Source organism: Anaerotignum sp. (assembly GCF_045122575.1).
Lineage (GTDB): Bacteria > Bacillota > Clostridia > Lachnospirales > Anaerotignaceae > Anaerotignum_A.
In genome coordinates this window covers 1-11,171 of the sequence record NZ_JBGVHV010000084.1, presented here as the reverse complement: position 1 = coordinate 11,171, position 11,171 = coordinate 1, and the positions used below count along the sequence as shown (strand labels likewise).

General features: G+C 45.7%; 9 protein-coding genes and 1 rRNA gene. 1 reads left to right on the top strand and 9 read right to left on the bottom strand.

The annotated features are described in order from the left end of the window. Positions 1–120: ribosomal RNA gene (locus ACJMLT_RS03850) — 16S ribosomal RNA — on the bottom strand; the annotation flags it as partial. A 430-nt stretch (positions 121–550) separates the two neighbouring features. Further along, positions 551–865, bottom strand: a complete 315-nt coding sequence (locus ACJMLT_RS03845) for a hypothetical protein (RefSeq protein ID WP_405726860.1) — start codon at positions 863–865, stop codon at positions 551–553. 120 nt (positions 866–985) lie between these two features. Between ACJMLT_RS03845 and ACJMLT_RS03840 the strand changes: the two genes are divergently transcribed. Continuing rightward, complete coding sequence (locus tag ACJMLT_RS03840; protein ID WP_405726857.1) at positions 986–1,267, top strand: helix-turn-helix domain-containing protein; 282 nt, start codon at positions 986–988, stop codon at positions 1,265–1,267. Positions 1,268–1,320: 53 nt separating this feature from the next. Here ACJMLT_RS03840 and ACJMLT_RS03835 read toward each other — a convergent pair whose 3' ends face one another. The 7 genes from ACJMLT_RS03835 to ACJMLT_RS03805 form a co-directional block, all read right to left on the bottom strand. Continuing rightward, positions 1,321–2,562: a dicarboxylate/amino acid:cation symporter gene (locus tag ACJMLT_RS03835; RefSeq protein WP_405726854.1), complete on the bottom strand. Its 1,242-nt coding sequence runs from the start codon at positions 2,560–2,562 to the stop codon at positions 1,321–1,323. Positions 2,563–2,710: 148 nt separating this feature from the next. Further along, positions 2,711–3,112 carry an arsenate reductase ArsC gene (locus tag ACJMLT_RS03830; protein ID WP_405726851.1) on the bottom strand — a complete coding sequence of 134 codons (402 nt, stop codon included), beginning with the start codon at positions 3,110–3,112 and terminating at the stop codon, positions 2,711–2,713. 78 nt (positions 3,113–3,190) lie between these two features. Continuing rightward, entirely contained in the window at positions 3,191–5,818 is a 2,628-nt protein-coding gene (ppdK, locus tag ACJMLT_RS03825) for a pyruvate, phosphate dikinase (RefSeq protein WP_405726848.1), read from the bottom strand. A 573-nt stretch (positions 5,819–6,391) separates the two neighbouring features. Further along, entirely contained in the window at positions 6,392–8,371 is a 1,980-nt protein-coding gene (locus ACJMLT_RS03820; RefSeq protein ID WP_405726845.1) for a sodium-translocating pyrophosphatase, read from the bottom strand. A gap of 431 nt (positions 8,372–8,802) precedes the next feature. Beyond that, positions 8,803–9,729 (bottom strand): AEC family transporter, encoded by a 927-nt coding sequence (locus ACJMLT_RS03815; RefSeq protein ID WP_405726842.1) that lies wholly within the window; start codon positions 9,727–9,729, stop codon positions 8,803–8,805. A 161-nt stretch (positions 9,730–9,890) separates the two neighbouring features. Next, positions 9,891–10,436: a phosphatase PAP2 family protein gene (locus ACJMLT_RS03810; protein WP_405726839.1), complete on the bottom strand. Its 546-nt coding sequence runs from the start codon at positions 10,434–10,436 to the stop codon at positions 9,891–9,893. A 207-nt stretch (positions 10,437–10,643) separates the two neighbouring features. Then, positions 10,644–11,171, bottom strand: a 528-nt coding sequence (locus ACJMLT_RS03805) for an ECF transporter S component (RefSeq protein WP_405726836.1), incomplete at its 5' end; no start/stop codon positions are given.

Sequence of the window (11,171 nt, the reverse complement as noted above, 5' to 3'; positions counted from 1 at the left end):
CCGCCACTAAGATGAGAAGAAATCCTGCCGAAGCTCTCATTCAACTCTTCTTCGTTCGACTTGCATGTGTTAAGCACGCCGCCAGCGTTCATCCTGAGCCAGGATCAAACTCTTATATTAAAGTTTAAATCGTGGCCAGATTTTATTTTCTGGCTAATTGTGTTCCGGTTTTGCTAAACCGGTAAAAGTCATTTAGCATTCGTTTCCGTTTGCTTGAATTGACTATGGGTTGTGTGTTATTCATATCCATTGTTCAGTTTTCAAGGATCAATCCGCTTTTGCAGCGGTCGAAGATCATTTTATCAAATCTTCATTTTGTTGTCAAGCACTTTTTTGAATTTTTTCAAATTCTTTTTTTGAGCTTGTCTGGCTTTTTCTCACCAGCGAAAGTTATTATATCAGATCAGATTCCGCTTGTCAACGTTTTTCTTTTAAAACATTCGCTGTAAATCTTGCCGATATTTTGTTTTTCGCGCCTTTTCGTCAGGCACATTTAATTATTATACACGCTTTACGACGAATGTCAACACTTTTTTCAACTTTTTTCACTTTATTTTGACATCGCCTCTTCTCTTTCCCAAAGCAGCCTCCCTGCCACCTTCACGCAGCCCATCAATTCTTCCGTCAGGTAGATCCACGGCCCATCTGTAAAGCACATATCCAGATTCCCTTTCTCATCTATATATAATAGAAGGCTTCTCTCTTCTCCCAACTCCTTACGCCACATTTCCTTTTCTTCTATATTCTGCTGTATCCCCCTGCTCTGCAGAATACCTCCCCAAAAACCATCCCCTTTTTTGGCCTCCGCCACCGTTATCCCCATCAGCAGACTCAATCCGCAAACGATCGCGATCATTTTCTTCATCTTATCACCTCTTCCCACCCCATTATATTCGTTTTATCGAAGATATTTAAGTTTCTGAATAGATTTTATACTTTTGGTAAGAAAAGATATTGTCCATATCCTTTAGAAACGAGGGATTTTATGATCGATTACAGCCCCTTCTGGAAAACATTGGAGCAGTCTTCAGAAAACTGGTACACCCTTACAACCAAATACCACCTTTCTCACAGTACACTCCATCGGTTAAAACACAATAAAGACATCTCCACGAAAACGCTGAATGATCTTTGCCGCATTTTGAACTGCACCGTTCAGGATATCCTGCAATATATCCCCAACGAAGAAGACCAGACCCTCCACTTCCCCGGCGAAGAAGGCGAATTGGATCTCCATATCATCACTAAACCGAATGAATGCGAATAAAAAAAACCAACTGTATTCCAGTTGGTTTTTTTCTTTTATATAAAAGAATATCCTTACAACGCTTTCATTCTTGCTTCGATGGCAGCCTGTCTCTTTTCTTCCATTTTGGAAACGCACAGCGTACAAGCCGCGTCACCTGTGATATTGACTGTTGTACGGCCCATATCGAAAATACGGTCAATACCCGCTACCAGAGCAATACCTTCTACAGGTAGACCAACACTCTGCAGAACCATCGCCAGCATGATCATACCTGCACCGGGTACACCTGCTGTACCAACAGAAGCCAGTGTTGCAGTCAGAACGATCGTGATCTGCTGGCCCAGTGTCAGGTCAATACCATAACATGTTGCGATAAAAATCGCGCAAACGCCCTGATAGATCGCTGTACCATCCATGTTGATAGTCGCACCCAGAGGCAGTACAAAACTGGCAACATCTTTTTTCGCGCCCAGTTTCTGTACACATTCCAGATTCAGAGGCAGAGTACCCACGGAAGATGCACTGGAAAAAGCGAACATGATGGCAGGCAGCATACCCTTGAAGAATTTCACAGGGCTCATACCGCTCAGCGCTTTTACAGTTGCAGAATATACCAGAACCATGTGCAGGATATATGCAATATATGCTACGCCCAGAACCATTGCCAGGTCGCCCAGAACCTTAGGGCCATTTTCTGCCACTACGGGGGTGATCAGACAGAATACACCGATAGGGCTCAGTTTAATGATGGCATCCATAATAAACATGGAAACAGCATTAGCACTTTCTACGAAATCAGCAAAAGGTTTGCCTTTTTCAGCAACCGCAATCGTACCAAAACCAAAGAACAGCGCGATCACGATTACCTGCAGCATATTTGCGTTCACCATAGGTGCCACTGCGTTGCTGGGGAAAATATCGATAATCGTCTGCAGGAAGCTGGGCGCTGCCGCTGCTTCATATTCCAGACCTGTTGTAGCCAACTGATTGAAGTTGCCCTTGAACAGATTCGCCAGAGTCATACCGATCACAACCGCTACCGCTGTTGTACACATATAGTACAGGATCGTTTTAATACCGATGCTACCGACTTTTCTCATATCTTTCATGGAGATTACACCACTCATGATGGAGAACAGCACGATAGGCACTACGATAAATTTCACCAGATTCAGGAACAGTGTACCAAAGGGCTTAATGTAGTTTACCGCAATTTCAGGCGTTTTCATCAGTGCTGCACCGGCAATGCAGCCCAGAACCAGACCCACAAAGATCCATAACGCCAAAGGCAGTTTTTTCTTTTCTTTAGACATGAAAATTTCCTCCTTAAAGTTTCTTCAAAATAAATCCGCTGTCTATTGTACATGACACTTCCCCTTTTTTCAATGTTTTCATCGATTTTCCAATAAAAAAAGAGTCTCTTTTTTACAAAAAGACCCTTTTCGTACCATCTTTTTCCAATTATTCCATTCCCAGAATGCGCCGACGCAGCTCTTTTACCTTCTCTTCTATCTGATTCATCACCAGCAGGAAGTCTGCATCCGTTTTGCCGCTGGGGTCATCCAGTCCCCAGTCTTCCCTCATTTCGCAGGGCAAAAAAGGACAACTTACATTGCATCCCATGGTAATGACAATGTCCACCACCGGGATCTCCTCCAGCAATTTGGAATACTGCTCCTTCTCCATATCAATGCCATGCTTTTCCTTCATCAGACGCACTGCATCCTGATTGATCTGCGGTTTTGTTTCCGTTCCGGCAGAATAACATTCCAATACATCTCCTGCCAGAGCTTTGCCCAATGCTTCCGCCATCTGACTGCGGCAGGAATTATGTACGCATACAAAAGCCACTTTCTTTTTCATATATGCCTCCAAAAGAAAAGGCGTGTCAAAAGACACGCCTTTATGTACTAACTCAAATTCCTGTTAAGTACCAGCGACTTATCTAGGGAACTGCAGCTGAGCCTGTGCAGCAGCCAGTCTTGCGATAGGTACGCGGTAAGGAGAACAGGATACATAGTCCAGACCGATCAGGTGGCAGAATTCAACGGAGTAAGGGTCACCGCCGTGTTCACCACAGATACCCAGATGGATGTCAGGACGAACGGGTTTTGCTTTTTCAACCGCCCATTTCATCAGCAGACCAACACCTGTTCTGTCCAGTCTTGCTGTAGGGTCAACTTCGTAGATGTTTTTGTCGATGTAGTCAGACAGGATCTTACCTGCGTCGTCGCGGGACAGACCGAATGTCATCTGTGTCAGGTCGTTTGTACCGAAGGAGAAGAATTCCGCTTCTGTAGCGATTTCATCTGCTGTCAGTGCCGCTCTGGGGATTTCGATCATTGTACCAACCAGGTAGTCCAGCTTTCTGCCTTTTGCTTCGAAAACTTTTTCTACTGTTTCTACTACGATATTTTTAACGAATTTCAGTTCTTTGATTTCGCCGATCAGAGGGATCATGATTTCGGGAACGATGTTGATACCTTCTTCTTCAGAAACTTCAACAGCAGCTTCCATGATCGCTTTTGCCTGCATTTTTGCAATTTCAGGGTAGCTTACAGCCAGACGGCAGCCACGGTGACCCATCATAGGGTTCAGTTCATGCAGACCTCTTGCTTTGATCTTCAGTTCTTCTACAGTTTTGCCTGTCATTTCTGCCAGCTGTGCGAATTCTTCTTCTGTGTTAGGCATGAATTCATGCAGAGGAGGATCCAGCAGACGGATTGTAACAGGTCTTTCTTTCATTGCTTTGTAGATGCCTTTGAAGTCTTCTTTCTGGAAAGGTTCGATGCCTTCCAGAGCTGCTTCTCTTTCTTCTACTGTATCAGACATGATCATTTTTCTGAATTTCATGATTCTGTCTGCTTCAAAGAACATGTGCTCTGTTCTTGTCAGACCAATACCTTCTGCACCAAAGTCGATCGCAACCTGTGCGTCGTGAGGTGTATCTGCGTTTGTTCTTACTTTCAGGCTTCTCTTTGCATCTGCCCATTTCATGAATGTTTCGAAGTTGCCTGTGATTTCTGCTTCTACTGTAGGAATATCTTCGCCGTAGATGTTACCTGTGGAACCATCCAGGGAGATGTAGTCGCCTTCTGCAAATGTTTTGCCGCCCAGCGTGAATGTTTTTGCGTCTTCATTCATTTTGATTTCTTCACAACCGGATACGCAGCATGTGCCCATACCACGAGCAACTACTGCAGCGTGAGATGTCATACCGCCGCGAACTGTCAGGATACCCTGAGATGCAGCCATACCTTCGATATCTTCAGGAGATGTTTCCAGACGAACCAGAATTACTCTGTCGCCTGCTTCTGCAGCTGCTTTTGCTTCTTCTGCTGTGAAGTATACTTTACCTGCAGCAGCACCGGGGGATGCAGGCAGGCCTTTGCCCAGAGATTTTGCAGCTTTCAGCGCAGCCTGGTCGAATGCGGGGTGCAGCAGCTGATCCAGCTGTTTGGGTTCTACTCTCATCAGCGCTTCGTCTGTTGTGATCAGGCCTTCTTCTACCATTTCAACAGCGATTCTCAGTGCAGCGTTAGCTGTTCTCTTACCATTTCTTGTCTGCAGGAAGAACAGTTTACCTTCTTCGATAGTAAATTCCATATCCTGCATGTCTTTATAGTGATTTTCCAGTTTGTTTGCAATTTCCATGAACTGGTCATATACGTTAGGCATATCTTCTGCCAGTTTTGCGATGGGGTTAGGTGTACGAACACCAGCTACAACGTCTTCGCCCTGTGCGTTCACCAGATATTCACCCAGCATTGCTTTTTCGCCTGTTGCAGCGTTTCTTGTGAAAGCTACGCCGGTACCGGATGTGTCACCCATGTTACCGAATACCATCATCTGTACGTTTACTGCTGTACCCCAGCTGTAAGGGATGTCGTTCATTCTTCTGTAAACGAATGCACGAGGGTTATCCCAGCTGCGGAATACCGCCATCGCTGCTTCCAGCAGCTGTTCTTTAGGATCCTGAGGGAAGTCTTTGCCCTGGTCATCCAAATAGATCTGTTTGAAGATTGCTGTTACTTTTTTCAGGTCTTCTGCAGTCAGATCTGTGTCATATTTCGCGCCAACTTCTTCTTTATATTCATCCAGTCTTCTTTCGAATTTGGATTTGGATACGCCGATTACTACGTCTGCGAACATCATGATAAATCTTCTGTAGGAGTCGTAAGCAAATCTGGGGTTGTCTGTTTTCTTAGCCAGACCTTCAACAGAAACATCGTTCAGACCCAGGTTCAGAACAGTATCCATCATACCGGGCATGGATGCTCTTGCACCGGAACGTACGGAAACCAGCAGGGGGTTTTCGGGGTCGCCCAGTTTTTTGCCAGCCAGTTCTTCCAGCTTGCCCAGAGCAACGTCGATCTGTTCGATCATTTCGTCTGTCAGTTTTTTGCCGCCTTCATTGTATTCTGTACAAGCTTCTGTGGAGATTGTGAAGCCGTGAGGAACGGGCAGGCCCAGGTTTGTCATTTCAGCCAGGTTTGCACCCTTACCACCAAGCAGGTTTTTCATGGACGCATTACCTTCGCTAAACATATAAACATATTTCTTGCTCATATTACATTACCTCCTGTAATCTTTTTTGATGCAATTTGTTTTTGTGTTGTTCACTTTTAAAATTTTAATCCATCAACCGCAAAAACATTCCGCGTAAAAAATTATACCACTTTTGCAAAAAAACACAACATTTTCGTCTCTTTCCCGTCATTTTTTACATTTGCGACGGCTGGACATTTTCCACCACACCAAATCTACAAAAAATTATTCCAAAAAAACGAATTCGAGTTGGTCATTTCTACCAAAGTCACTCCATTACTCTCATGAGTGGGCTGACAATCTGCGGCGTGGGGTCGTTCTCCACCCGCCGAAACCACTTTTTATCTTATGCAGAACAGGGGAGAAAAATCCCCTCTGCTATCTAGAATACCCTAAACCCCTCTTCCACACAAGAGCAGGCGATGTATTTTTTTCAATAATTGGGGCATTTTTTGCCCCACAACTTCAATATTCTGAAAATCCTCCTCCGATTTCTCTCCTCTCTCGTCCCCTCGAATAGCCTTCTCAGACATTTTTCCACACAAAAAAAGCGAACTCTTTCGAGTTCGCTTTTCTTTTTTGCTATTGTATCGATTACAGGATACCGCCAACTGCCAGGAACAGAGGAGCGAATACCAGAGATACTACTGTCATCAGTTTCAGCAGGATGTTGATGGAAGGACCGGAAGTATCTTTGAAGGGGTCACCAACTGTGTCACCGATAACTGCAGCTGCGTGCGCATCGGAACCTTTACCGCCGTGGTTACCTTCTTCGATATATTTCTTCGCGTTATCCCATGCACCACCAGCGTTGGACATGAAGATCGCCATCATAACACCGGATGCCAGGGAGCCTGCCAGCAGACCGCCCAGAGCGGATGTGCCCAGCAGCAGACCTACGATGATAGGGGCTGCAACTGCCATGATACCGGGTACCAGCATTTCTTTGAGAGCTGCTGTTGTGGAGATTTCTACGCATTTTTTGTAGTCAGGTTTGCCTGTACCTTCCATGATACCGGGGATTGTACGGAACTGACGTCTTACTTCTTCGATCATTTCGAACGCTGCTTTACCTACAGACTGCATTGTGAATGCGGAGAACAGGAAAGGCAGCATACCGCCAACCAAGAGACCGATGATTACTTTAGGATCCAGCAGGTCGATTGCGGACAGTTTTACTGCTTCAGCATAGGATACGAACAGAGCCAGAGCTGTCAGAGCTGCGGAACCGATCGCAAAACCTTTACCCATAGCAGCTGTTGTGTTACCAACTGCGTCCAGTTTGTCTGTGATTTCTCTTACGGAGTGATCCAGACCGGACATTTCTGCGATACCACCAGCGTTGTCGGCTACGGGACCGTAAGCGTCAACGGCTACTGTGATACCAGCTGTTGCCAGCATACCTACAGCAGACAGAGCGATACCGTACAGACCGCATACTGTGTAAGCGATGTAGATACCAACTACGATCAGCAGGATTGTGATGCATGTGGATTCCATACCAACTGCCAGACCGGAGATGATTGTTGTAGCAGGGCCAGTTTCGGACTGGTCTGCGATTTTCTTAACGTGTTTGTAGTCACCGGATGTGTAAACTTCTGTCATAACACCGATCACCTGACCAACTACCAGACCAGCGATAACTGCGATCGCTGCTTTGAAGTCGCCGAACAGTTTCATGGACAGAGCTACGGAGCAGATCGCTACCAGTACAGCTGCTGTGTAAGAACCTGTTTTCAGAGCTTTATGAGGGTTGGATTTTTCATCACCTTTAACAAAGAATGTACCGATGATCGCAGAGATGATACCTGCGCCGGACAGCAGCAGAGGGAACAGAGCACCTTCTGCGGAGAAGTAGATCAGACCCAGTGTGATTGCGGAGATGATGGAACCAACATAGGATTCGAACAGGTCAGCACCCATACCAGCTACGTCACCTACGTTATCGCCTACGTTGTCAGCGATAACTGCGGGGTTACGAGGGTCATCTTCAGGAATACCAGCTTCTACTTTACCTACCAGGTCAGCACCAACGTCGGCTGCTTTTGTGTAGATACCGCCGCCAACACGACCAAACAGCGCGATGGAGGAAGCACCCAGAGAGAAACCGAACAGGATGTCAGCATTGCCTGTGAATGCATAGATTGCGCCTACGCCCAAGAGACCCAGACCAACTACGCACATACCCATAACTGCACCGCCGGAGAATGCGATAGACAGGGCTTTGTTCATACCGCTTGTTCTAGCTGCGTTTGCAGTTCTAACGTTTGCATTTGTTGCTACTTTCATACCGAAGAAACCTGCCAGTGTGGAGAAGATCGCACCAAACACGAAGCAGATTGCTGTAGGCCAGTTTACACCGAAACCGATCGCTACGAACAGAACCGCTGCGAAAATTACCAGAATTTTGTATTCTGCGCTCAGGAAAGCATTTGCACCTTCTCTGATGCTGCCAGCGATTTCTTTCATTCTGTCTGTACCTTCGTCCATAGCGTTTACTTTACCAGCCAGAACGAAAGCGAACAGCAGAGCTACGGCACCCAGAATGGGAGCCAGATAAACTAAGCTTGTCATAATAATAATCCCCCTGTTTCTTAAATAAATAGTGGATAATGATAATAACGTGGAATATGCAAACCTTCCTCGTCGAAGGTTCCTTCCTCCACAGAACAGCATCTGCCTTTTTCACGAATGCCCTCTAGGGGGCGTCCCGAAAAAAACAAATACACTGCCATCAACCTACCGTGCGTAAAGCCCTGTTCTTTTTCTGCACAACGGTGCGGCGTGTATCTTTTCAACTACTCCCTGTGGACCAAGTCATATTCTGTCCCACTCATAAGTATAAACGATTGTATACATAAAAATCAAGTCCCTTGACCTACGCAGATATACCAAAATTCCCAATGAATTTTGTTATTTTTGACCAATTTTTTCATAGATTGCACACAATCCATAGAAAAGCCCCTCCTTTTTCAGAAAGGAAGGGGCCTTTTCTTCTGATTCCATCAGCACAGGAACTGTGCTACCAACGGTAAGGTAACTACGGAGAAGATCGTAGACACAAAGGCATACTGAGACGCTCTCTTTTCATCAGCACCGTACTGATCCGCAAAGGAAGGCAGTGCCGCCGCCGCAGGTGTCGCCATCAGTACCACCAGCACACTCAGCGCCATGCCGCTCATGAAGGTATGGCAGATGGCTTTTGTGATAATAGGCATAATGATCAATGTGAAGAAACTGAAGATATATACCACTTTATCTTTGAAGATTTCCTTTACATTTGCCGCCGCCAGCAGAGAACCGATATAGATCATAGACAGACAAACCGTTGTATTTGCGGAATACTGCAGCACATCATAAACGGACTGAGGCAGATGGATCTCATTTACAAAACAGAACACACCAACCACTGCAGAAATGCAGATCAGGCTGGTACAGATCTCTTTCGCCATCGTCTTGAGGTTCTTTTTCTGATCACTGCCCATGGCAAACAGTACAGAACATACTGTGAACAGGAACACGTTACAGGTAAACATAACTGCTACACAGAAGATCAGCCCTTCCGCACCATACATGGCAAGGATCAGAGGCTGCCCCATAAAGATCACGTTGCTGTAAACGCCGCCGCCGCTGAACAGCCCCAGCTCCGCAGGCTTCATCTTTATGAATTTGCCCACGATAAAGAACATCAGCGCGCCCACGCAGCACATGCCATAAGTCGCCAGACAGGTGATCAGGAATCCCCTGAAAATTTCAGGAGAAAAATCCCTCTGCAACAGAACGACCATGTTACAGGGCACAGCTACATTCGTCAGAATGATGGAAAGCCCCTTCGCATTGGCAATAGACAGAATATTCTTTTTATGTAAGATGACCCCGACGACCATCAGGATCATCATGGTGATCAACTGGTAAATAACAGGGATTGCCATTGAGTAAACCTCCTTATGGATACATGTTTGTCCAGAAAGGACAATTTTTTAACAAACTTATGCTCTTATTCTAATACATCCTTCTGATTTTTGCAACGCATTTACTCCTTTTTTATCGAATTTTAACTTATTTAAAAAAATAATAGTCATATTTTTATAAATCAGATTTCTTTCACTGATTTTGTCAAATATACTTTGATCACGATTTTTGCCATTACCGTTCCAAGGATCGCCCCGCAGACCACATCTGTCGGAAAATGCACCCCCAGATACAAACGGGAAAATCCCATGACCGCCGCAAAGATATATGCCGCAATCCCCCATTTTTTGTTGATGGCATAAATGGCCGTTGCTGCCGCAAAAGAAGCGGAGGTATGCCCCGAAGGGAAGGAAGGATCCCCCACCGGCGGGATCAGCGGGGTATAGTCCAGCACATAATAGGGCCGTGTCCGATCCACCAGCGGCTTCAGAATGACATTGCATGCCAGAAAATTCACCGCCAGAGAAAGCAGCACCAGCAAACCGCCGTTTCTCCGTTTTTTATTTTTCACGCCAAACAGCAGTAACAGTATGCCAATGGCGATCCAGATCATCCCCTTGTTTCCAAGGGAAGAAACAAATCTCATCATTTCATCCAGAACAGGATGGGAAAACCGTTCCATCAGCCACCGCAGCAGCTGCCCGTCCTTTTCCAAGATCCACTCCATCTCAGCGACCTCCTTTATTCTTTTTCATCGATTCATCGTATCATATAGGATATCCCATGGTCAACGTGAAATGTATCGAAAAAGCCCCTCCGCCATCATACCGCCAAAAACGAAAACCGAAAGAACCCTCGATCACAAGGATTTCTTTCGGTTTTCGTTTTTTAAGTACGCTTCAAAAAGTATTTTTCCGACTTTTCAGCCCATTTGTTATTGAGATACGATCTTGTAGATATTCGCTTTATGGAAAGCTGTGCCAACGACAAAGAAGATCACCATGCCTGCCACGCCCTGCACAATATTTTCAGGAATGGATGTCGCTGCTACGAGGAAGCTGCTTTTCAGGATACCGCCGCCGATAAAATAGCCAACCACCATCCAAATGATACCAACAACGGATGCTGTCATATTGCGGGCTGTAAAGAATTTTTCTCTGTCACACGCGCCGCCGGCGATCTTACCGATGAGCCAGCCCATCAAACCTTTGATGATCAGGGTAAAGGGTGCCCAGTGGGCGTAACCACTCAGGATATCTGCCAGCGCAGAGCCGATGCCACCTGCCACCATGCCATATCTTGCACCAAAGAATACCCCTACTAATAAGATCATGCTGTCCCCCAAATGGATGTATCCCTGCGTTGCCGAAACGGGTATCTGGAATACCATTGTGCATACCGCCACCAGCGCACTCAGCAAGCCATGGATACAAAGTTCTTTTGTTGTCATTTTCATTTTAAA